General features: G+C 69.8%; 17 protein-coding genes. 7 read left to right on the forward strand and 10 right to left on the reverse strand.

The features are described 5' to 3' along the window. Positions 1-34 precede the first annotated feature (34 nt). From BXA11_RS11045 to BXA11_RS11075, 8 genes are all read right to left on the reverse strand, one after another. A complete protein-coding gene (locus BXA11_RS11045) occupies positions 35-670 on the reverse strand; it encodes a pyridoxamine 5'-phosphate oxidase family protein (RefSeq protein WP_076434425.1) in 636 nt (211 codons plus the stop codon). A gap of 86 nt (positions 671-756) precedes the next feature. Continuing rightward, positions 757-924, reverse strand: a complete 168-nt coding sequence (locus tag BXA11_RS43645) for a hypothetical protein (protein WP_167769254.1) — start codon at positions 922-924, stop codon at positions 757-759. A 262-nt stretch (positions 925-1,186) separates the two neighbouring features. Continuing rightward, complete coding sequence (locus BXA11_RS11050) at positions 1,187-1,642, reverse strand: carboxymuconolactone decarboxylase family protein (RefSeq protein ID WP_076434426.1); 456 nt, start codon at positions 1,640-1,642, stop codon at positions 1,187-1,189. Then, complete coding sequence (gene sigJ / locus BXA11_RS11055; RefSeq protein ID WP_239104933.1) at positions 1,639-2,667, reverse strand: RNA polymerase sigma factor SigJ; 1,029 nt, start codon at positions 2,665-2,667, stop codon at positions 1,639-1,641. The genes BXA11_RS11050 and sigJ overlap by 4 nt, the downstream gene beginning before the upstream one ends. Before the next feature lie 51 nt (positions 2,668-2,718). After that, positions 2,719-3,720, reverse strand: coding sequence for a LacI family DNA-binding transcriptional regulator (locus BXA11_RS11060; protein WP_030505746.1), 1,002 nt, complete (start codon positions 3,718-3,720; stop codon positions 2,719-2,721). Between the two features lie 44 nt (positions 3,721-3,764). Then, complete coding sequence (locus BXA11_RS11065; RefSeq protein WP_076434428.1) at positions 3,765-4,646, reverse strand: carbohydrate ABC transporter permease; 882 nt, start codon at positions 4,644-4,646, stop codon at positions 3,765-3,767. Next, positions 4,646-5,542: a carbohydrate ABC transporter permease gene (locus BXA11_RS11070; RefSeq protein ID WP_076434429.1), complete on the reverse strand. Its 897-nt coding sequence runs from the start codon at positions 5,540-5,542 to the stop codon at positions 4,646-4,648. Before BXA11_RS11070 ends, BXA11_RS11065 begins: the two co-directional genes overlap by 1 nt. Before the next feature lie 2 nt (positions 5,543-5,544). Continuing rightward, entirely contained in the window at positions 5,545-6,861 is a 1,317-nt protein-coding gene (locus tag BXA11_RS11075) for an ABC transporter substrate-binding protein (RefSeq protein WP_076434430.1), read from the reverse strand. A gap of 205 nt (positions 6,862-7,066) precedes the next feature. Between BXA11_RS11075 and BXA11_RS11080 the strand changes: the two genes are divergently transcribed. Further along, positions 7,067-9,094: a beta-galactosidase gene (locus BXA11_RS11080; RefSeq protein WP_076434431.1), complete on the forward strand. Its 2,028-nt coding sequence runs from the start codon at positions 7,067-7,069 to the stop codon at positions 9,092-9,094. A 274-nt stretch (positions 9,095-9,368) separates the two neighbouring features. Here the strand turns inward: BXA11_RS11080 and BXA11_RS11085 are convergent, their stop codons facing one another. Further along, positions 9,369-10,223 (reverse strand): hypothetical protein, encoded by an 855-nt coding sequence (locus BXA11_RS11085; RefSeq protein WP_083744141.1) that lies wholly within the window; start codon positions 10,221-10,223, stop codon positions 9,369-9,371. A 101-nt stretch (positions 10,224-10,324) separates the two neighbouring features. Beyond that, the gene (locus BXA11_RS11090; protein ID WP_036404540.1) at positions 10,325-10,561 is read right to left on the reverse strand and encodes a hypothetical protein; all 237 of its coding nucleotides are present in this window, start codon (positions 10,559-10,561) and stop codon (positions 10,325-10,327) included. Between the two features lie 175 nt (positions 10,562-10,736). Here BXA11_RS11090 and BXA11_RS11095 point away from each other — a divergent pair, with 175 nt between their 5' ends. The 6 genes from BXA11_RS11095 (at position 10,737) to BXA11_RS11120 (ending at position 21,274) form a co-directional block, all read left to right on the forward strand. Further along, on the forward strand, positions 10,737-13,001 hold the full coding sequence (locus tag BXA11_RS11095) for a TIM-barrel domain-containing protein (RefSeq protein ID WP_244303581.1): 2,265 nt from the start codon (positions 10,737-10,739) through the stop codon (positions 12,999-13,001). A gap of 22 nt (positions 13,002-13,023) precedes the next feature. Next, the gene (locus BXA11_RS11100; protein WP_076434434.1) at positions 13,024-14,340 is read left to right on the forward strand and encodes an ABC transporter substrate-binding protein; all 1,317 of its coding nucleotides are present in this window, start codon (positions 13,024-13,026) and stop codon (positions 14,338-14,340) included. 111 nt (positions 14,341-14,451) lie between these two features. After that, positions 14,452-15,354 carry a carbohydrate ABC transporter permease gene (locus tag BXA11_RS11105; RefSeq protein ID WP_076434435.1) on the forward strand — a complete coding sequence of 301 codons (903 nt, stop codon included), beginning with the start codon at positions 14,452-14,454 and terminating at the stop codon, positions 15,352-15,354. Then, positions 15,351-16,190 (forward strand): carbohydrate ABC transporter permease, encoded by an 840-nt coding sequence (locus tag BXA11_RS11110; protein ID WP_030505737.1) that lies wholly within the window; start codon positions 15,351-15,353, stop codon positions 16,188-16,190. Before BXA11_RS11105 ends, BXA11_RS11110 begins: the two co-directional genes overlap by 4 nt. A gap of 53 nt (positions 16,191-16,243) precedes the next feature. Continuing rightward, positions 16,244-19,174, forward strand: a complete 2,931-nt coding sequence (locus BXA11_RS11115) for a glycoside hydrolase family 3 protein (RefSeq protein WP_076434436.1) — start codon at positions 16,244-16,246, stop codon at positions 19,172-19,174. 585 nt (positions 19,175-19,759) lie between these two features. After that, a complete protein-coding gene (locus BXA11_RS11120; protein WP_076434437.1) occupies positions 19,760-21,274 on the forward strand; it encodes a serine/threonine-protein kinase in 1,515 nt (504 codons plus the stop codon). Positions 21,275-21,276: the final 2 nt, after the last annotated feature.

The following is a 21,276-nucleotide window of genomic DNA, read 5'->3' on the forward strand; positions in this document are numbered from 1 at the left end:
GCCGCCCGCCGCGACCGGCCGTACGGCGCCGCGGTCAGTGGGGCGTGGTGCGGGCGAGGATATGCGGCGGGACGGGATGGGCGGCCGCCTGCGGGTCGGTCACGGGGGCCTGCCACGACCGGGTGAGCGGCAGGACCCCGGCCCAGACGTCGTGCGGGTCGTCGGCGTCGCCCGGATGGCCCTCGCGCACCTTCACCGACGCCTCGGCGAGCGGGACCGCGAGGATCGTCGTCGCGGCCAGCTCCTTGCGGTTCGGCTGCCGCGCGTAGTCCCACTGTCCGGGGGTGGCGTGCTCGGTCAGACACCGAAGGGCGGCGATCTTCTCGTCGCCTTCCAGCACGCGGGGCACGCCGTAGATCATCGCACTGCGGTAGTTCACGCCGTGCTCGAAGACCGATCGGGCCAGCACCAGGCCGTCGACGTGCGTGATCGTCACGCAGACCGTCGTGCCGCGGGTGAGGCTGCGGCTGGCCACCGAGCCGTGCACGTACAGATGGTCGTCGTCGAAGCCGTACACCGTCGGCACCACCATGGGGTCGCCGTCCACGACGACGCCGAGGTGGCAGACGAACCCGGCCCGGAGCACCTCGAACAGTGCCTCCCGGTCGGTGCGCCCCTGCTCCCGCAACCGGCGGTGCCGGGTCCGCGCGGTTGCGGACAGATCACTCATGAGGCGACATTCAACCAGTAAAGCCGTCGGCCCGCCCGGCGGGGACGCCGGGCGGGCCGTCTCGTGGATCGCTGCGGAAGAGCCGCTCAGGCGGCGGACGTCGGCCCGGACGTCCTCGGGAACCGGATGACGTTCCCGCCCGTGTAGGCCCTGAGATCGACGATCTTCCGGTCTCTCCTGTCCCGCGCGGGCCTGCGGCGCAGCGCGGTCCTGATGTCCCTGACCTTGGCGAGCGACGGCACCACCGTGACCATGTTCGTTTCCCCCCGACCGTGATGGTTCCGTGACCTTCCCGGGTATAGATATCGGACGCTTAGTAAAACGGGCGTAAAGCGTCCGGAGTCACACGACTTTCAGTACGGAAGCGGCCGGCCGGAGGGGGTGCGCAGGTCGAGGTCGGCGGCGGGACGACGGACGCGGCGAGGTCTGCGAATCGTGCTACGTCTCATGGCGTTCCTCCTTCCATGACGTTAGGCAGACTATTCGCCCCGCGTGCCGCCGTCCTCCCCTTTTCGCTCAGACAGAGCCGGGCGCCCTGCGGCTCACGACGCAGATCCGGTTCCAGGCGTTGATCTGCGCGATGGCGACGACCAGCGCGGCCAGCTGCTCCTCGGAGTAGTGCTTGGCCGCATCCGCCCAGATCTCGTCCGGCACGGGGTCGGGCCGGTCGGCGAGCCGGGTCGCGGCCTCGGTCAGCGCCAGCGCGGCCCGCTCGGCGTCGGTGTAGCAGGGCGCCTCCCGCCAGGCGGCGACCGACCACAGGCGCTCGTCGCTCTCCCCGGCCTTCTTGGCTTCCCGGAAGTGCAGGTCCAGGCAGAAGGCACAGCCGTTGATCTGGCTGGCCCGGATCTTGGCGAGCTCCAAAGTGGCGGGGGGCACGTCGCACTCGTGCAGGAAACGCTCCACCCCGCGCATGGCCCGGTACGCCTCGGGGGCCAGCTCGCGGACGTTGATCCTCTCGGTCACCGTCATCTCCTCGTCTCGTCGGCCCGTGTCACACGGGCGAGTTTCTCGGGGTTCAGGACCATGTCGACGGCGGTGACGCGGCCGTCGGCGACGGTCAGGCCGATCACCGCGACCAGCCGTCCGTCCCGGTAGCGCAGCAGGCCCGGCCAGCCGTTCACCACGGCGGGGACCAGCTCATACCGGCCGAACCTCTGGATGCCGGACAGCAGCCTGGCCACCTTGGCCGCTCCGGAGACGGGCCGCCTCCCGGCGCGCACCCGGCCGCCGCCGTCGCTGCGCAGCACGACGTCCGGGTCGAGCAGCGCGACCAGCGCGTCCATGTCTCCGCCGAGGCAGGCCCGGGCGAAGGCGTGGACCACCCGCCGGTGCTCGGCGGGGTCCACGTCGAACCGGGGCGCGCGCGACGCGACGTGCGCCCGGGCCCGGGCGGCGAGCTGTCGGCAGGCCGCGGGGCTGCGCCCGACGGCCTCGCCCACCTCGGCGAACGTCAGGCCGAACACGTCGTGCAGCACGAACGCGGTCCGCTCGGCCGGGCTGAGCGACTCCAGCACGACGAGCATCGCCATGCTCAGCGACTCGTCCAGGGTCACCCGCTCCGCCGGGTCGGGCCCGGTGAGAACGGAGCCGGTGAGAACGGGCCCAGAGAGAACCGGCCCGGTGGGAACAGGCCCGGTGGGAACCGGCCGGGTGAGAACCGGTTCCGGCAGCCACGGCCCCACGTACTCCTCTCTGCGGTGCCGCGCCGAGCGCAGCACGTCGAGAGCGAGCCGGGAGACCGTGACCACCAGCCAGCCGGTCACGTCCCTGATCTCCTCGCCGCCGCCCGCGGCCGTCGCGGACCGCAGCCGCAGCCAGGCGTCCTGCACGACGTCCTCGGCCTCGTCGAGGCTGCCGAGCAGGCCGTACGCGACGCCGAGCAGCCGGGGCCGCATCGCCTCGAACGTCGCCTCGAACGTCGCCTCGGACGTCACCTCGGACGTCGCCTGGAACTCGGTGTCGAGGACGGACGTGCCGTCGTCATGGTCGTTCACACAGTGAGGACGAGACACCACCTCAGTGTGTGACATCCCCCGACGGGGAAATCAGGCGGACTCCCTCACGATGAGGCGGGTGGGCAGGATCACGGGGTCCACCGGGCCTCCTCCGTCGATGAGCGCGAGCAGCAGCCGTACGGTCTCCTCCGCGACCTCGGCGAGCGGCTGGCGGATCGTGGTGAGGGGCGGGTGCGTGGTGGCGGCGACCGACGAGTCGTCGAAGCCGCCCACGGCCACGTCGTCGGGCACCCTGCGTCCGGCCGCGCGCAGCGTGGACAGCGCGCCGGCCGCCATGAGATCGGAGGCCACGAAGACCGCGTCGAGGTCGGGGGTGCGCTCCAGCAGCCGTGCCATGCCACTCTCGCCGCTGAGCTGGGTCCAGTCGCCGTGCTCGATCAGCCTTCTGGAGGCCTTCCTGCCGAGCACGTCGGCGAAGCCCTCCAGCCGCTGGATGCCGCCCGGCGTGTCCATCGGGCCGGTGATCGTGGCGATCTTCCTGCGGCCCTGCTCGACCAGATAGCGGGCCATCTGCCGGGCGCCCTCGCGGTCGTCGGCCGCCGCGTAGGGGATCACGTTCTCCTTCCCGATGACGGCGCCGCAGGCGACGGCGGGGATGCGCAGCGACTCCAGCTCGTCCACGAGCGGGTCGCCCGCGTGCGTGGACATCAGCAGCACCCCGTCGGCGTGGCCGCCGCGCACGTAGTGCACCACCCTGGCCCGGTCGCCGTCGTCCCCGGCCAGCATGATGACCAGGGAGACGTCCCGCTCGCCGAGCCGCCGGATCGCCGTGCGGATCGTGGTGCTGTAGTTGGGGTCCTCGAAGACCTTCTCGTGCGGCTCCGACAGCACCATGACCACCGACCCGGTCCGCTGGGTGACCAGGCTGCGGGCGTTGCGGTTGACGATGTAGCCGGTTTCGGCGATGGCGCGGCGGACGGCGGCATGGGCGGCGGGGCTCACATACCGGTCGTCGTTGAGCACCCGGGAGACGGTGCCCCGGGAGACGCCCGCCGCCGCGGCCACGTCGTGAATGGTCGGACGCTTCGCCATGGTCGTATTGTCCCCCCGCCGATCAGCGTGTTTCCCCGCGCCCATCAGCTTTTCACGGCCCCGCCGGACAGGTCCGTACGCCAATAACGCTGCATCGTGAGGAACAGCGCGATCAGCGGGATGAGCGACAGCATCGTCCCCGTGATGATCAGGTTGTAGAGCGACGGCTGGTTGGCGCCCGCGGCGAGCAGGGTGTAGAGGCCGACCGTCAGCGGGAACTTGTGGTCGTCGCCCAGCATGATGAACGGCAGCAGGAAGTTGTTCCAGATCGCGACGAACTGGAACAGGAAGATCGTCACCATGCCCGGCGTCAGCAGCGGCAGCGCCACCCGGCGGAACAGCCGCCACTCGCCCGCGCCGTCCAGCCGGCCCGCCTCGAGCAGCGAGCCGGGGACCGCCGCCTGAGAGTAGATCCTGGCCAGATAGATGCTGTAGGGGTGCAGGATCTGGGGCAGCAGCACCGACCAGTACGTGTCGGCCAGGCCGGCCTTGGAGAACAGCAGATACTGCGGAATCGCCAGCACGACCGACGGCACCAGGATGCCGCCGATGAGCAGGTTGAAGATCAGGCCGCGGCCGGGGAAGGAGTATTTCGCCAGCGCGTACCCCGAGATCGTGGACACCGCGGTCGACAGCACCGCGCCGCCGCCGGCGTACAGGGCCGTGTTGAGCAGCCAGAGCCAGAAGACGCCGTCGCGGTAGGCGAACAGGTCGGCCAGGTTGGACAGCAGACCGGCGCCGGGCGCGAAGGTCGAGGTGGAGAACAGCTCGGCCTTGGACTTGGTGGCCGCGACCACCACCCAGCTCACCGGGAACAGGGTGTAGATCGCGCCCAGCACGAGCACCCCGGTCGGCGCGATCCCCAGCGGGCGGTGCCGCGAGGGACGTGCCTGCCCGCGGCTCCCGCGCAGTGCGGTGGCGGCCATCAGCTCTCCCCGAACGCGCGGTTCTTCACGACCCGCAGGAAGCCGAACGACAACACGAGGGAGATCCCGGCGATCACCATGGACGTCGCGGCGGCCGAGTAGAGGTCGCCGGTGACGAACGCGTCGCGGTACACCTTCATCAAGGGGCTCCAGGTCGAGCTGATCGTGTTCGTCAGCGGCCGCAGGGTGGTCGGTTCCGTGAACACTTGGACGGTCGCGATGACGGAGAACACCGTCGTCAGGATGATCGACGGCACCAGGATCGGGATCTTGATGCGCAGCGCGATGCCCAGCTCGCTCGCACCGTCGATCCTGGCCGCCTCGTAGTACTCGCGCGGCACGGCCCGCAGGTTCGTGTAGAGCACCAGCATGTTGAAGCCGGTGCCGCCCCAGACCGCCACGTTCGCCATCGAGAACGTCACGAGGCCGGCGCTCAGGAACGGGTGCTCGCCGAACGGGCTGAGGCTGGGCAGGTAGAGGAAGCCCCACATCAGCGTCGCCGCCACGCCCGGCACGGCGTACGGCAGGAAGATCGAGATCCGGGTGAGGCGGGCGAGCCGCACGTGCGCCGCGTCGAGCATCAGCGCGAACACGAGGGCGAGCCCCAGCATCAGCACGAGCACGAGGGCTCCGTACGCGAGGACGCGCAGCCATCCGGCCCACAGCTCGCCGTCGCCCACGGCGGCGGCGTAGTTGGCGAGCCCGGCGAAGACCTCCCTGCGGGCCCCCTTGCCGAGGCCCAGGCCGGAGACCTTGGTGCGCCGCAGGCTCAGATAGATCGTGTAGCCGATGGGCAGGGCCATGAAGAGCGCGAACAGCGCCATCGCCGGGGCGAGGAACAGGTAGGGCGCGGCGCCCGCGCGGTGCACGCGGACGCCCTTCTTCCGCGACGTCATGATCACTGGGCCAGGGTGAAGCCGGACTTCTGCATGTCGGCGACGGTGGCGTCCTGCATCGTCTGCACGGCGCCGGCGAAGTCGGACTTGGCGGCGACGGCCTTGTCGAAGGCGTCCCTGTACGCGTTGTACGTCACGTTGACGTTCGGGCCGAAGGTGAAGCCGCGGGCCGTGGCGCCGATGGAGGCGGCCTGCTGCCAGAAGTCGGGCTGGCTGGAGAAGTAGTCCGGAGCCTCGGTCATGAGCGCGCCGCCCTTGACGGAGGCCGGGTAGATCGCGCCCTCCTTGATCAGCAGTCCGAGCGCCTGCGGGTCGGTGTTCAGCCAGGTGGCGAACTTCGCGGCGGCGGCCTTGTTGGGCGACTTGGCGGCGACGGCGGTGGAGGAGCCGCCCCAGAAGCCGCTGTGGTTCTCACCCGCGTTCCACTGCGGCAGCGGGGCGACGGCCCACTTGTCCTTGCCCTTCGGCGCGTTGGCGGACAGCACGCCCGGGCCCCACACGGCCGACGGCCAGGTGAGCAGCCTGCCGTCGTTGAGCGCCTTGTTCCACTCCGGGGTGAAGTAGGGCATGCCGTCGATGACGCCCTCCTTCACCAGGCCGCCCCAGTAGGAGGCGACCTTCTTGGTGGCCTCGTCGTTCACCGAGACCTTCCAGGCGTCGCCGCTGATGGACCACCACTGCGCCCCCGCCTGCTGGGAGAGCCCGGCGAACCAGCCCGGGTCCTTGCTGGAGAAGGTGCCGAGGAAGACCTTGGGGTCCTTCTTGTGCACCGTGCGGGCGGCCTCGGCGTACTCGTCCCACGTCTTCGGCACCTCGATGCCGTACTTCTCGAAGAGGTCCTTGCGGTAGTAGAGCATCATCGGCCCGCTGTCCTGGGGCACGGCGTAGACGGCGTCGGTGCCCAGCGTCACCAGGCCCCAGATGCCCTCGCCGAACTCGGCCTTCGCCTGTGCGGTCTCGGCCTTGAGGTCGGCCACGGCGTCGGCGGCGACGAAGGAGGGCAGCATCTGATACTCGGCCTGGACCAGGTCGGGCGGGTTGCCGGCCTTGGCGGCGGTGAGGAACTTGGCCGCCGCGTCGTCGCCCCCCGCCTGCTTGCTGACCGTGACCTGGATGTCGGGGTGGGCCTGGTTCCACGCTGTGGCGATCTTGTCCATGTTCGGGACCCAGGTCCAGTAGGTCAGTTTCACCGGGCCGGCCGGCGCCGCGCTCTGGCCGGCGGCGGGCGAGGACGGCTCGTCGGAGCCGCCCGAGCAGGCCGTCGAGAGCGTGGCGGTGAGGATCGCGACCGCCGCCACTGCTAACCGGTTCACGCGCATATGTTCCTCCAGGCGGGTGGGGAGGGGGACAGGAGGATGGAACGTCTGGGAGCGTTCACAGACTGAAAGGTGCCCCGTGTGCTGTCAATGGTCGTTACGCGGTTGTTAGCGCCCCTGGTTGATCAGGTCAGATCGATGGCACCTTCTCGGTGAGACGGTTCTGCGTTACTGTGCACGTTCACAGAAGCAGAATCGAGGGGGAGACGTGCCCGGATATCCCGTCCTGCCCGAGGGTCTCGCGTACGGCGGGGACTACAACCCGGAGCAGTGGCCGGAGGAGGTGTGGCGGGAGGATGTCCGCCTGATGCGCGAGGCCGGGGTCAACCTGGTGACCGTCGGCGTCTTCAACTGGGGGCTGATCGAGCCGCAGGAGGGCGAGTACGACTTCTCTCTGCTGGACCGGATCCTCGACCTGCTCCACTCGGCCGGGATATACGCCGACCTCGCCACCCCCACCTCCTCGCCGCCCACGTGGTTCCGCCGCCGCTATCCCGGCAGCCGCCTCGTGGACAGGGAGGGCCACGTGCTCGGCGGCGGCTCGCGGCACAGCTTCTGCCCGAGCTCGTCCGACTACGCCGCGGCGTCCGAGCGGGTCGTCGCCGCCCTGGCCGCGCGGTACGCCGGCCACCCCGCCCTGGCGATGTGGCACGTGCACAACGAGTACGGCTGGGCCAACGCCCACTGCTACTGCCCGACGTCGGCCGAGGCGTTCCGCGCCTGGCTGCGGGACAGGTACGGAGACGTGGGCGCGCTCAACGCCGCCTGGGGCACCACCTTCTGGGGGCTGACCTACGGCGCGTTCGAGGAGGTCGAGCCGCCTGTCGCCGCGCCGGTGGGCCTGCTCACCGGACTCCAGCTCGACTTCATGCGGTTCTCTGTCGACGCGCACCTCGCGTGCTTCCGCGCGGAACGCGAAACGATCCGGCGGTTCAGCGACCTGCCCGTCACGACCAACTTCATGATCCCCAACTGCAAGCCAATGGACTACTGGCGCTGGGCGGCGGAGGTCGACGTGGTGGCCAACGACCACTACCTCGACTCGGCCCGCGCCGACCCGCACATCGAGCTCGCCATGGCCGCCGACCTCACCCGGTCGGTGGCGGGGGGCCGCCCGTGGATGCTTATGGAACACTCGACGGGCGCGGTCAACTGGCAGCCGCGCAACCTGGCCAAACGGCCGGGGGAGATGCGCCGCAACACCCTCGCCCACGTGGCGCGCGGCTCGGACTCGGCGATGTTCTTCCAGTGGCGCGCCTCCCGATACGGCGCGGAGAAGTTCCACTCGGCGATGCTGCCGCACGCCGGCACCGACTCCCGGATCTGGCGCGACGTGGTCGCGCTCGGCGCGGACCTCGGGAGGCTCGCCGGGGTCAGGGGCGCGCGGGTGACGGCCGAGGTCGCCGTGGTGTGGGACTGGGAGTCCTACTGGGCGCTCGAATTCGAGTGGCGCCCCTCGGCCGACCTGCGCTTCCGAGAACGGATAGAGGCCTATTACGAGGCGCTGTGGCGCGAGCACGTCACCGTCGACTTCGTGCACCCGTCGGCCGACCTGTCGCCGTACCGGCTGGTCGTCGCGCCCAGCTCCTACCTGCTCGGCGAGGGGGCGGCGAAGAACCTGCACCGCCACGTGGAGGCGGGCGGCCACCTGCTCGTGTCGTACTTCTCCGGCATCGTGGACGAGAACGACACCATCCACCCGGGGGCCTATCCCGGGGCACTGCGCGAGGTGCTCGGTGTGGCCGTCGAGGAGTTCCACCCGCTCCGCGAGCACGAGACGGTCAGGCTGCGGCCGTCGAAGTCGTCCGGGCCCGAGTCGTCCGAACCCGAGTCATCTAAGCGGGGCGCGACCGGCCGGATCTGGTCCGAGCGCGTACGGCTCGCGGGGGCGCGGGCCGTGCACGAGTTCGCCGACGGGCCCGACGCCGGGCATCCCGCCGTCACCCGGCACGACCTGGGAGCGGGTAGTGCGTGGTACGTGTCCACCGCACTGGACGCCGGGTCCGGCCTGCGCGATCTCGTCGCGGGGGTGCTCGACCACGCGGGCGTGTCCCGGCCGCGCGGCCTGCCCGACACGCTGGAGCTGGTACAGAGAGGCGACCACCTGTTCCTCATCAACCACGCGGACGCGCCGGTGACGGTGGACGGAGTGACCGGCACCGGCGTGCTCGACGGCGCCGCGTACGACGGTGCGGCGACGGTGCCGGCCGGCGGCGTCGTGGTCGTCCGCACATGAACGCCCCGGCGTCGTGCCGCGGCACTGTTCGGCTCCGACGATCGGGCGCTGCCCGCACTGCGAAAACTCGCCCGCCGGTAGCGCGACGTGGTCTCCCTACCCGCGGCGGCGACCTGACCACGTCGCGGAGAGGGCCCGGGGGCGTCCTTCAGATCTTCTCCTGAGCGGAGAACCATGAGAAAGATCCTCGCGACGCTGGTCGTGACAGGCTGCACCGAGCGGGCCGTCTCGGGGGATGCGATCCCTCTCGGGCGGCCCGCTCGCCCACTCGCCCTTAATCGAACAGCTCGTCGACTGTGGTGATGACGGCGGCCTTACGGACCCACGCATCCAGCTGGTCCGGGTCATCGCACCGGCGGATGCGCTCACGGGCGTCGTCGGAGATCTTCAGGCCGCGGGCGTCCAGCACCGCGAAAATCGACTTGATCTCGCCCTTCCTCTCACCTTTCAGCTCGCCTTTGGCCAGCCAGTGGGAGAAGTACTTTTCGCCGAGATAGTCGAAGTCCTGAATGGTGGTCATCATCTCCTCCAGACGCTTGACCGTCACATCGCGTAGCGAGCTGATCACGTAGCTCAAATATACTCTGGCCCGGTCCTGATCCAGCGTCGCCAGTCCCGCCAGCATCGCCTGCAGCACCTGTTCGTCATCGGCCTCGACCGGGTGTGCCACGGCCGAGAGCACCGCGAGCTCCGGGCTGGCGCGGGCCTGGTCGGGGTCGGTGATCAGGGGTATGCGGCCGGGGTCGATCGCCAGCGGGGTGATGACGCCGCTCGGACCCAGGTTGATCGTCCTCTCGCACCATCGGGCCGTCGATCGATCCGGGCAGATGACCAGCAGTGCGGTGTCGCACTTGTGCTGAGATCGCAGCGTCGTGACGTAGACCGGCCAGCTGAACCGCTTGCCGGCGTCCCGGCCCTGCTGGACCTCTACGATCACGGCCATCACCGCGGTTCCGGTCTCGTCCCGTACGACCACCACCGAGTCGGCGCGGAACTCGATCGGCGAGGGCTGAGTGCTGTCGGCCGATTCCACACGTGCGGCAGCAAAGGGCGGCAGCTCGATCCTCTTCACATAGTGCAGCAGCTCCAGCGCGGTCTCCGGCCGGTTGCGGATGAGCTCGATCGGCATCTCGTGAGCAATACCAGGCATGGCCGGAAAGTTACCGAGAGTTGTTGACCAATTACGCCACGTTCATCGAAATGGCGGCTATTGACGGCTATTAAAAGCCCTCAGGACTCGGGGATCGCTTCCCACTCGTGGCAGGGGCTGAGCGGGTGGTGCTGGTAGATCACGCCGACGGCGGGGTGGGGCCAGCCGAGGATGACGGCGTCGCGCTCCGTGTGCGGAACCGGCTCGCCGAGGTCGGCGGCCGTGACGGGCTGTCCGCCCGGGCCGCAGACGCACTCCGGGCTGCCCTCGTGGTCGATCACGTCGTCGAGCGGCATTACGTGTACGAACCTGTCCATGTCACCTACCTAGCCGAGGATTGCGGTCACATTACCCCAACTAGACACAAACCGGAATAACTTGGACAAATCCGGAGCGGTACCAACCCATTGACCTTTGTTGGGATGGACGGCAAACTAACTCCACAATCGCCGGATGAGCCGATGGAGTGCCGCAATGCCGTACCGTCCCCCATTGATCGCGCGCGAGTTCTTCGTGGCGGATCCTCCAGAGCTTCCGGTGCGCGAGCCGGGCGAGGAGGGCCTGTCCGCGCTGACCAGCGCGGAGGTGGTGGCCTCCGACGGGCGGGGTGTGACGCTCAAGGGTTCCACCTCGGCGGAGGAGACGCTCGTCGTGCAGATCACGGTCGCGGGTGAGGGGGTGATCCGGGTGCGCCTGTCGGAGGACCCCGACGCGCGCACCCGGTCCTCCCGGGCGATCTCGATGGTCACCCCCGGCGAGTACGGCGCGGCCGTCGTGGAGGCGAGCCACAGCCGCGTGGTGATCGACGCCGGGTCGCTGCGGGCCGAGGTGCGGCTGAACCCCTGGAACCTGCGCTTCACCGACCGGGCCGGCCGGACGCTGGTGGAGCAGGACCCGGGCCACCCTGACATCAGCGGCCGGCTGCGCACGCTGCCGTTCGGCCGCTCCACGGTGGACGGCGCCCCCGTCGCCTACCACGACACGTTCGTGGCCCCGGCGGACGAGGCGTTCGGCGGCTTCGGCGAGTCGTTCACGCCGCTTGACAAGCGCGGCCAGCGCCCGCTCATGTGGAACTTCGACGCGTTCGGGGCCGAGTCGCAGCGCGCGTACAAGAACGTGCCCTTCTACCTGTCCAGCAGGGGGTACGGCATCTGCGTCGACAGCGGGACGCCGGTCGAGTTCGACGTGTGCCAGTCCACGCACAGCGCCGTGCAGATCATCGTGCCCGACGACCTCATCGACTACTACGTGATCGCGGGACCGACCCCCGCCGAGGTCCTGGACCGGTTCGACGGGCTGACCTGCCGGCCCGAGCTGCCGCCGAAGTGGGCGTTCGGCACCTGGATCTCCTCGGGCTTCTTCCGCGACAGCCAGGAGCGCGTGCTGGAGCGGGCCAGGAAGATCAGGGAGCGGGGCATCCCCTGCGACGTGCTCCACCTGGACTGCTACTGGCAGGCGGACGGGCACTGGTCGGATCTCCAGTGGGACCCCGAGACGTTCCCCGACCCGGCGGGCATGCTGGCCACGCTCAAGGAGCAGGGCTTCAAGGTCTGTCTCTGGATGAACTCCTACATCTCGCACCTCAGCCCGGCCTTCGCGGAGGCGGCGGAGAAGGGCTACTTCCTCAAGCGGCCCGACGGGGAGACGTACGTCGCCGACACCTGGCACGGCTCCTACCCCGCCTGCGGCATCGTGGACTTCACCAACCCGGAGGCGGTGGAGTGGTTCAAGGGGCTGCTGCGCGACCGCCTGCGCGAGGGCGTGGCGGCGTTCAAGACCGACTTCGCCGAGGGCGTCCCCGCCGACGCCGTGGCCTTCAACGGCATGACCGGCACCGAGCTGCACAACGTCTACGCGCTGCTGTTCAACGACATCGTCGCGGACGTCACCCGCGAGGTGAACGGGCACAGCCTGGTCTGGGCGCGCTCGTCCTACCTCGGCGGCCAGCGCCACTCGGCCCAGTGGAGCGGCGACGTCGACACCACCTACTCCGCGATGGGCAGCACGATCAGGGGCGGGCTGTCGCACGGCCTGTCCGGCATCCCCTTCTGGAGCCACGACGCGGGCGGATTCACCGGCACGCCCAGCCCGGACCTCTACATCCGCTGGTCGCAGTTCGCCGCGCTGTCCCCGCTCGTACGGTTCCACGGCACGACCACCCGGGAGCCCTGGGAGTTCCCGCCGCACGCCGAGCAGGCCGCCGTCGAGGCGCTGCGGCTGCGCTACCGGCTCATGCCGTACATCTATTCGGCGGCCGTCACCGCGGCCGAGACGGGCGCGCCGATCCTGCGCGCCCTGTGCGTCGACCACCCGGACGACCCGGTGGCCTGGCAGGCGGACCTGGAGTACCTTCTCGGCACCGACCTGCTCGTCGCTCCGATGACCTCCGCCGACGGCACCCGGAAGGTCTACCTGCCCTCGGGGGTGTGGGTGGACTACTGGACGGGTGAGGCCGTCGACGGCGGGCGTTACGTCACGGTGTCGCCGCCGCTCGACCAGATTCCCCTGTTCGTACGGCACGGCTCGCTGATCCCGGTCACCGAGCCGGGCGACACGGTGGCCGACGACCCCCGGGTCTCGCTGCTCGCCTTCGGCCTGCCGGAGCGCGAGAGCCGTACGACGATCAGGGACCTGGACGGCGACACGACGGTCACGGCGGTGCGGGACGGCGACAGGCTGGTCGTCACCGCCGAGGGCCCCAAGCAGATCGACGGCGTCGAGTTCGTCGGCCCCGGCGCCCCGGTCGTCATCAACTAGGCACACCCCCTGGAGAAAGACCATGTTCAGAGTAGGCAGGAGCGCGGCGGTGGCGGCACTGGCCGCGGCCGCACTGGCGCTCAGCGCGTGCGGTGGATCCTCTGGTGATTCCGATAGCGGCAGCGGCGGCTCCGCCGAGGGCAAGACCCTCACCCTCTGGCACTACGAGACCGGCAACAGCGCCATGGGCACCGCCTGGGCGCAGGCGATGAAGGACTTCGAGGCGAGCCACCCCGGCGTCAAGGTGAAGTTCGAGGAGAAGGGCTTCGAGCAGATCCAGAAGACCGCGGGCATGGTCCTCAACTCCGACGAGGCCCCGGACATCATGGAGTACAACAAGGGCAACGCCACCGCGGGCCTGCTGTCCAAGCAGGGCCTGCTCACCGACCTGACCGAGGAGGCCACCAAGCGCGGCTGGGACAAGCTGCTCAGCCCGTCGCTGCAGACCACCGCGAAGTACGACGAGCGGGGCATCATGGGCTCGGGCAAGTGGTTCGGCGTGCCGAACTACGGCGAGTACGTGATGGTCTACTACAACAAGGACATGTTCGATAAGGCGGGCGTCAAGGTGCCCACCACCTTCGACGAGTTCACCGCCGCGCTCGACGCGTTCGCGAAGAAGGGCACCACGCCGATCGCGATGGCGGGCGCCGAATACCCCGCCCAGCAGCTGTTCTACCTGCTCGCGCTGAACAAGGCCAACCGCGCCTGGATCGACTCCTTCGAGCTCTACAAGGGCAAGGTCGACTTCCACGGCCCCGAGTTCACCTACGCGGCCCAGACCTTCTCCGACTGGGTGAAGAAGGGCTACGTCAGCAAGGACTCGGCCGGCATGAAGGCCGAGGACATGGGCGTGGCGTTCATCGGCGGCAAGTTCCCGATCATGGTGTCGGGCAGCTGGTGGTTCGGCCGTCTCCAGGAGGAGATCAAGGACTTCACGTGGGGCTCGTTCCTGTGGCCGGGCCAGTTCGCCCCGGGATCCAGCGGCAACCTGTGGGTCGTGCCCGAGAAGTCCAAGAACAAGGACCTCGCCTACGACTTCATCGACATCACGATGAAGAAGGAGATCCAGAACCTGCTCGGCAACTCGGGCGGCGTCCCGGTCGCGGCCGACCCCACTGCGATCACCGACGCGCAGAACAAGGAGCTCATCGAGAACTTCAACAGGCTCTCGACGCAGGACGGCCTGGCCTTCTACCCTGACTGGCCGGCTCCCGGCTACTACGACGTGCTCGTCGCCGGCATCCAGGAACTGATCAACGGCAGCAAGAAGCCGGAGGAGGTCCTGGACGAGATCGCCCAGCCGTACAACGACAACCTGGCCGACATCGGCAACTAGAACGGGTCCCGCCGGCCTGAGCAGGGCGGGGCCCGATCTCCCTCCGACTCCGGCGGCGGGGCTGCCTGACCGGTCCCCGCCGCCGGGCCCCTTCTGGAAAGGTCTCCACACATGGCACCACCCGGCGCGGGCACGGCCCGCCCGCGCGGGAGGGGCGGCTACTGGCTCTACCTGGTTCCGAGCCTGGTGCTGTTCCTCGCGATCATCGTCGTCCCGCTCCTGATGAACGTGGCGACGAGCTTCACCCGCTGGTCCGGCGTCGGCACCCCCACCTGGATCGGGCTCGACAACTACACGAAGCTGTTCAAGGACGAGCGCTTCTGGGCGTCCTTCGAGCACAACGTCGCACTGATCATCGCGATGGCCGTGATGCCGACGATCATCGGCCTGGTGCTCGCCTCCGCGCTGTTCGACTACATCGCCAAGCGGTTCGGCGGGCGTACGGCCTCGGCCCTGCGCGCGGCCTTCTACCTGCCGCAGGTGCTGCCCGTCGCGGTGGCCGGCGTGGTGTGGGGCTGGATGCTCCACCCGTCGTACGGCGCGGTGAACCAGATCTTCGGGATCAAGGTCAACTGGCTGGGCGACCCCGACATCGCGCTGGCGACGGTCATGGCGATCATGGTGTGGTTCCAGCTCGGCTACCCGGTCGTCATCTTCATGGCCGGGCTCCAGCGGGTCGATCCCTCCCTGTACGAGGCGGCCGAGATCGACGGCGCCTCGTGGTGGCGCAGGTTCTGGCACATCACGATCCCGCAGATCCGGCCGGAGATCTTCGTGGTGCTGCTGACCTGCACGATCGCGGCGCTCAAGGTGTTCGGGCCGATCTTCGTGCTCACCAGGGGAGGACCCGGCTCCGCGACGATGGTGCCGTCGTACTTCTCCTATCTGAACTTCTTCGAGAAGGTCAACGTCGGATACGGCTCGGCCATCGCGACCGTGCTCGCCCTGATCATCGTCGTGGTGACCTTCCTCTTCCTGCGGGTCCAGGAGCGTGACCAGGAGAGTGAGTCGTGAACGCCGATCGCACCTTCCGCCAGCCGGGGCGGTGGGCCGTGCTCGCGGCGCTGGTCGTGCTCGCGGTCGTGATGCTCTTCCCCTTCGTCATCGTCACGCTCAACGCGTTCAAGTCCCCGGCCGAATACTCCTCCGGCGGCCCGCTGAGCCTGCCCCACGGGTTCTACCTCGACGGGATCGTCGCCTTCTGGGACCGCGTCGACTTCGGCCTGAAGCTCTGGAACAGCCTCCTGATCAGCGGCGTCGTCGCGGTCGCCGCGGTGGTGCTGTCGGTGCTCAACGCGTACGCGCTGGGCATCGGCAGGGTCCGCGGCCGGCTGTGGATCCTCGTGCTGTTCCTGGTCGCCAACACGCTGCCGCAGGAGGCGCTGGTCTACCCGCTCTACTACCTGTCGAAGGAGGTGGGGCTGTACGACTCGAAGCTCGCCGTCATCCTGATCTTCACGGTGATCCAGGCGGCCTTCGGGACCTACCTGCTCTCGTCGGTGCTCGGGCAGTTCCCCCGGGGGATCCTGGAGGCGGCCGAGATCGACGGCGCGAGCAGGCGGCGGATGCTGTGGGGCATCGTCGTGCCCATCAGCCGCCCGACCCTCTCGGTGCTGCTGATCTTCTTCTTCATCTGGACGTGGAACGAGTTCTTCCTGCCGATGGTGTTCCTCATCTCCAACGACAACCAGACCGTGCCGGTCGCCCTGGGCGTCCTGCAGGGCGAGAAGATGATGGACGCCACCATGTCCAGCGCGTCCGCACTGCTCGGCATCATCCCCGCCGTGGCCTTCTTCCTGATCTTCCAGCGCACGCTGACCCGTGGCGTCACGGTGGGCGCCATCAAGTAACACCCCCAAATAACACCCCCGAATAACGCGTCACTACCTGACCTGGAGGCGCAATGTCCCATCGCCGTTCGGCGATGCTGTCCGCGTCGGCCGCCCTGGCCCTGGCACTGAGCCTGGGCGCCGGCCCCGCGAGGGCGGCCGACGACTATCCGTTCCGCGACCCGTCGCTGCCGCTCGCCCAGCGCGTCGACGACCTGCTCAACCGGCTCACGCCGGACGAGAAGGTGGCGATGCTGCACCAGTACGCCCCCGCGATCGACCGCCTCGGCATCAAGCTGTTCAAGACGGGCACCGAGGCGCTGCACGGCGTCGCCTGGTCGACCGACTACACCGACAACGGCGCCGTGGTCACCGCCAAGGGCACCGTCTTCCCCCAGGCGGTCGGCCTGGCCAGCACCTGGGACACCGCCCTGATCAAGCGGGTCGGCTCGGCCGTCGGCGACGAGGCCCGCGGCCACCACGCCGAGAATCCCACCGTGTGGGGACTCAACCTCTGGGCCCCCGTGGTCAACCTGCTGCGCGACCCGCGCTGGGGGCGCAACGAGGAGGGCTACTCGGAGGACCCCACGCTGACCGGCGCCATCTCCACGGCGTACGGCTCCGGCCTGGAGGGCGACGATCCCGACCACCTGAAGACGGCGCCCACGCTGAAGCACTACCTGGCCAACAACAACGAGGTCACCCGCGACACCTCGTCGTCGGAGCTGCCCCCGCGGGTGAAGCACGAGTACGACGAGGCGGCCTTCAAGCCGGCCATCGAGGCCGACGCGGCGACCGGCGTGATGGCGTCGTACAACCTCGTGAACGGCCGGCCGAACACGGTCAACCCCGACCTCGACGACGTGGTCCGCTCCTGGACGAAGCGGACGCTGTTCAACGTGACCGACGCCGGGGCGCCGAACAACCTGGTCAACTCCGAGAAGTACTACGCCACCCAGGCCGAGGCCGACGCCGCGCTGATCAAGGCGGGGCTCGACAGCTTCACCGTGGACGACGCCAACGGCGCCCCGACCGTCGCGGCCGTCAAGGAGGCGCTGTCGAAGGGGCTGCTCACGCAGGCGGACGTCGACGACGCGGTCCGGCACCAGCTGAGCATCCGCTTCCGGCTCGGCGAGTTCGACCCCGACGGCGGGCCGTACGCGAAGATCACCAAGGACGTGATCGACAGCCCGGCACACCGGAAGCTGGCGCGCGAGACCGCGGCCAAGGCGATGGTGCTGCTGAAGAACTCCGGCGGCGCGCTGCCGCTGAAGCCCGGCAAGAAGGTCGCCGTGGTCGGCCCGCTGGCGAACGTGCTCTACACCGACTGGTATTCGGGCAGCCTGCCCTACAAGGTGACCCCGCTCGACGGTCTCAAGGAGCGGGCCGCGTCGGTGGCCTCCTCCGAGGGCGTCGACCGAATCGCGCTCAAGGACGTCGCCACCGGGAAGTACATCAGCGCCCCCGCGTCCGGCGGCGACCTCAAGGAGAGCGCGACGGCCCTCGGCGACACCGAGCAGTTCGACGCGTTCGACTGGGGTCAGGGCGTGCTGACGCTGCGCAGTGTGGCCAACGGCAAGTACGTCAGCCGGGCCAACTGGGCGACGCTGGCCAACACCGCCGACCAGCCGTCCGGCTGGTTCGTGCAGGAGCAGTTCACCCTGGAGCCGCAGTCCGACGGCACCTCTCTGCTGCGGTACGCCGGTTACGAAACGGCCTACGACTGGTTCGGGCAGGACAAGTACGTCAAGGCGGCGGCCGACGGCACGCTCAGCCTGACCACCGCCGACCAGGCCACGCACTACGCCAAGGAGGTCGTCTCCCGAGGCGTGGACGACGCCGTCGCCAAGGCCAAGGCCGCCGACGTGGCGGTCGTCGTGGTCGGCAGCATGCCGTTCATCAACGGGCGCGAGGACCACGACCGCACCGACATGAACCTCGCCGAGGGCCAGGAGGCGCTGGTCAAGGCCGTGAAGGCGGCCAACCCGAACACGGTGGTGGTGCTGGAGAACAGCTACCCGACCACGATCAACTGGGAGCAGGACAACGTCCCCGCCATCCTGTGGACCACCCACGCGGGCGCCGAGACCGGGCACGCCCTCGCCGACGTGCTGTACGGCGACGTCAACCCGGCGGGACGGCTCACCCAGACCTGGTACCGCTCGGCCGACGAGCTGCCGGGCATCCTCGACTACGACATCGTCAAGAAGGACCGGACGTACCTGTACTACCAGGGCAAGCCGCTCTACCCGTTCGGGTACGGCCTGTCGTACACGTCGTTCTCCTACCAGGGCCTCAAGGCGGTGCCGAAGGGCGACGCGTACGAGGTCTCGGTCAAGGTGACCAACACCGGCTCCCGGGCCGGCGACGAGGTCGTGCAGCTCTACACCCACCAGCACAAGTCGCGGGTGAAGCAGCCGGTCAAGCAGCTTCGCGCGTTCCAGCGGGTGACGCTGGCGCCGGGTCAGACGAAAACGATCGCCTTCACCGTCAAGAAGAGCGACCTGGCGCTCTGGGACGTCACGCGGAACAAGTGGACCGTCGAGAACGCGACCCACGACGTGCTCGTCGGGTCGTCCTCGGCGAACATCCGCCAGCGGGCGACGATCAACGTCAAGGGCGAGAACATCCCGCACCGCGACCTGTCGCAGACCACCCGCGCGGTCGACTTCGACGACTACTCGGGCATCCACCTGGTCGACGAGACCAAGGTGCGCGGCGACGCGGTGGCGGGCGCGGACGGCGGCTGGATCGCCTTCAAGGACGTCCAGCTCCGCAAGCCCCGCACGGTGACGGCCGGGGTGGCCTCCACGGGCGGCGGGACCATCGAGGTGCGCCTCGGCTCGCCGACCGGCGCCACGGTGGCCACGATCCCGGTTGCCGCGACCGGTGGGATCTACTCCTGGGCCCCCGCGACCGCCTCCGTGTCGGGTGCCAATGGCGTGAAGGACGTGTACCTGGTCTTCACCGGCGACGTCCGGATCAAGGACCTTGCCTTGCGCTGAGGCTCCTGCCGAGAACAACGGACGCCCCGCGCGCATACGTGCGCGGGGCGTTCCGCTCGTGCCGCGACCAGTGGGGCGTTCGGTCGTGCGGCGGCGAGCGGGGCGAGCGGACTGATCGCTTCTGGTTGTGCGTGGGGCATCGGGCGGGGGCGGTTGTGCGATTGAGCGTTTCTGGTTGTGTGTGACGCATCGGAGTGGGGTTAGGTGACGGGTCGTTTCTGGTTGTGCGTGTCGCCGCGGGGGCGGGCGGGTGCTCCGGCCGGCCGTGATAGTTGCGGTCCGGTGAGCCTCGGGAGCGGCCATCGCGGGCGCGGTGGTACAGGGCACGGTCTTACGCCGGCCTCCGCACCCGCCCACCCCCGAGTCCCGGACGGCGGCCCACCCCGAGTCCGGACGGCGTTGCAGACGTGGGGCAGCCCGTTCCGCCCCCTCTGATGACGTGGCCCCGATGGGCTGCACACCCTTGCCCGCCGCGTCTTTTCTGACGTACGGTGATCGTTCTGAGCCGATAACCGGCGCTTTGGCAGACAGGCCGGTTCTGTGCGCGGCGGGCGTATCGATCACGCTTTCGCTATTCTCCCCGATATGGCCGAATCGCTGAGGGGGACGCTGGCCTCGCGATACCACCTCCTGCGCCCGCTGGGCTCCGGCGGCATGGGCACGGTGTGGCTGGCCAGAGACTCCGTGCTCGACCGCGAGGTCGCGATCAAGGAACTCCGCCTCCCGGAGGGCCTCGGCGAGCGCGAGCGGGCCGAGCTGATCGCCAGGGTCATGCGCGAGGCGGAGGTCACCGCGCGCGTCCGGCATCCCGGGATCGTCGCACTCCACGACGTGCTCCTCCAGGACGGCAGGCCGTGGATCGTCATGGAGCTGCTGCACGGCCACGATCTCGCCCGGCAGATCACCGCGTACGGGCCGCTGGCGCACCGGCAGGTGGCGGACCTCGGCGCCCGCCTGCTCGACGCGTTGGGGGCCACGCACGCCGAGGGCGTGCAGCACCGGGACGTCAAGCCCGGCAATATCTTCCTCTCCGCCGACGGCCGGGTGCTCCTCACCGACTTCGGCATCGCCCGCCCGGCCGACCAGGCGTCGATCACCGAGGCCGGCCTGATGGTCGGCTCACCGGGGTTCATCGCCCCGGAACGGCTCGCGGGCGCGCCCGGCGGCCCGGCCGCCGACCTGTGGTCGCTCGCCGCCACCCTCTACACCGCCGTCGAGGGCGTCGCCCCCTACCAGGGCTCGCATTCCGAGGTGATCCGGGCGACCCTCACCCAGGATCCCCGTCCGCCGGTGCTCGCGGGCCCGCTCGGCCCGGTGCTGACGTGGATGATGGCGCGCGACCCGGCCGCCCGCCCCGACGCGGCGACCGCGCTCAGGCTGCTGCGGCAGGTGGCCGACGGCGGCGTTCCCGATCTCGGTCCCCGGCCCGGCCTGCGGATCGAGGCGCGGAAGCGGAGTCTCCGATGGTGGTACGCCGCCGTGGCAGGCGCCGTGGCAGGCGTCGCGGTCGCCGTGGCGGCGGTCGTGTTCTCCGTCAGGGCGGGCGATCCGCCCCGCGACCCCGTACGCCGGGTCTCGCCCACCTTCAACGGTGCCGTGGACCTGTGCCGCGCGCTGCCGGCCGAGGAGGCGCGGCGGATCCTGGGCGCCTCGGCGCAGCCCCGGCCGGGGAAGACGAGCTGCCAGTGGACCGTGAAGGGCAGCGGCGTCGAGCTGAGCGCCGAGACCGACTCCGACACCCCCGAGCCGTGGGGGCTCGACACGGCCTCCGCGCAGACGCTGATGGAAGGGCTGCGCAGGCAGTACGCGTCGGGGCCGCGCGACGTGAGCTGGCTCTGGTACGAGATCGGCCTCGACCGGAGGACCCAGGCCATCGAGACGGCAGGACGGGAGACGCCGGGCCTGGCCGACGAGGCGTTCGCCGTCGACCTCACCACCCCGGAGGGCAGGGCACAGGCCGTCTACGTGTACTTCAGGCTCGGCGACCTCGTCATCCGGCTCCAGTACGCCGACCTCGACGTGAGCTCCCCGGCCGACCTGCGAGACCGGGCCGTCGCGGCGTCGGCGTCGGCGGCCGAGGGACTGAGGGGGCTGGCCTAGCC

This window comes from Microbispora rosea (genome assembly GCF_900156315.1).
In the GTDB taxonomy this organism is placed as follows: domain Bacteria; phylum Actinomycetota; class Actinomycetes; order Streptosporangiales; family Streptosporangiaceae; genus Microbispora; species Microbispora rosea.

What these genes read in the sequence shown, in the direction of transcription:
- BXA11_RS11045 (WP_076434425.1), bottom strand. Translation starts at nt 670, where the DNA reads ATGAGTGATCTGTCCGCAACCGCGCGGACCCGGCACCGCCGGTTGCGG.
- BXA11_RS43645 (WP_167769254.1), bottom strand. Translation starts at nt 924, where the DNA reads ATGGTCACGGTGGTGCCGTCGCTCGCCAAGGTCAGGGACATCAGGACC.
- BXA11_RS11050 (WP_076434426.1), bottom strand. Translation starts at nt 1,642, where the DNA reads ATGACGGTGACCGAGAGGATCAACGTCCGCGAGCTGGCCCCCGAGGCG.
- BXA11_RS11060 (WP_030505746.1), bottom strand. Translation starts at nt 3,720, where the DNA reads ATGGCGAAGCGTCCGACCATTCACGACGTGGCCGCGGCGGCGGGCGTC.
- BXA11_RS11065 (WP_076434428.1), bottom strand. Translation starts at nt 4,646, where the DNA reads ATGGCCGCCACCGCACTGCGCGGGAGCCGCGGGCAGGCACGTCCCTCG.
- BXA11_RS11070 (WP_076434429.1), bottom strand. Translation starts at nt 5,542, where the DNA reads ATGACGTCGCGGAAGAAGGGCGTCCGCGTGCACCGCGCGGGCGCCGCG.
- BXA11_RS11075 (WP_076434430.1), bottom strand. Translation starts at nt 6,861, where the DNA reads ATGCGCGTGAACCGGTTAGCAGTGGCGGCGGTCGCGATCCTCACCGCC.
- BXA11_RS11085 (WP_083744141.1), bottom strand. Translation starts at nt 10,223, where the DNA reads ATGCCGATCGAGCTCATCCGCAACCGGCCGGAGACCGCGCTGGAGCTG.
- BXA11_RS11090 (WP_036404540.1), bottom strand. Translation starts at nt 10,561, where the DNA reads ATGGACAGGTTCGTACACGTAATGCCGCTCGACGACGTGATCGACCAC.
- BXA11_RS11100 (WP_076434434.1), top strand. Translation starts at nt 13,024, where the DNA reads ATGTTCAGAGTAGGCAGGAGCGCGGCGGTGGCGGCACTGGCCGCGGCC.
- BXA11_RS11105 (WP_076434435.1), top strand. Translation starts at nt 14,452, where the DNA reads ATGGCACCACCCGGCGCGGGCACGGCCCGCCCGCGCGGGAGGGGCGGC.
- BXA11_RS11115 (WP_076434436.1), top strand. Translation starts at nt 16,244, where the DNA reads ATGTCCCATCGCCGTTCGGCGATGCTGTCCGCGTCGGCCGCCCTGGCC.
- BXA11_RS11120 (WP_076434437.1), top strand. Translation starts at nt 19,760, where the DNA reads ATGGCCGAATCGCTGAGGGGGACGCTGGCCTCGCGATACCACCTCCTG.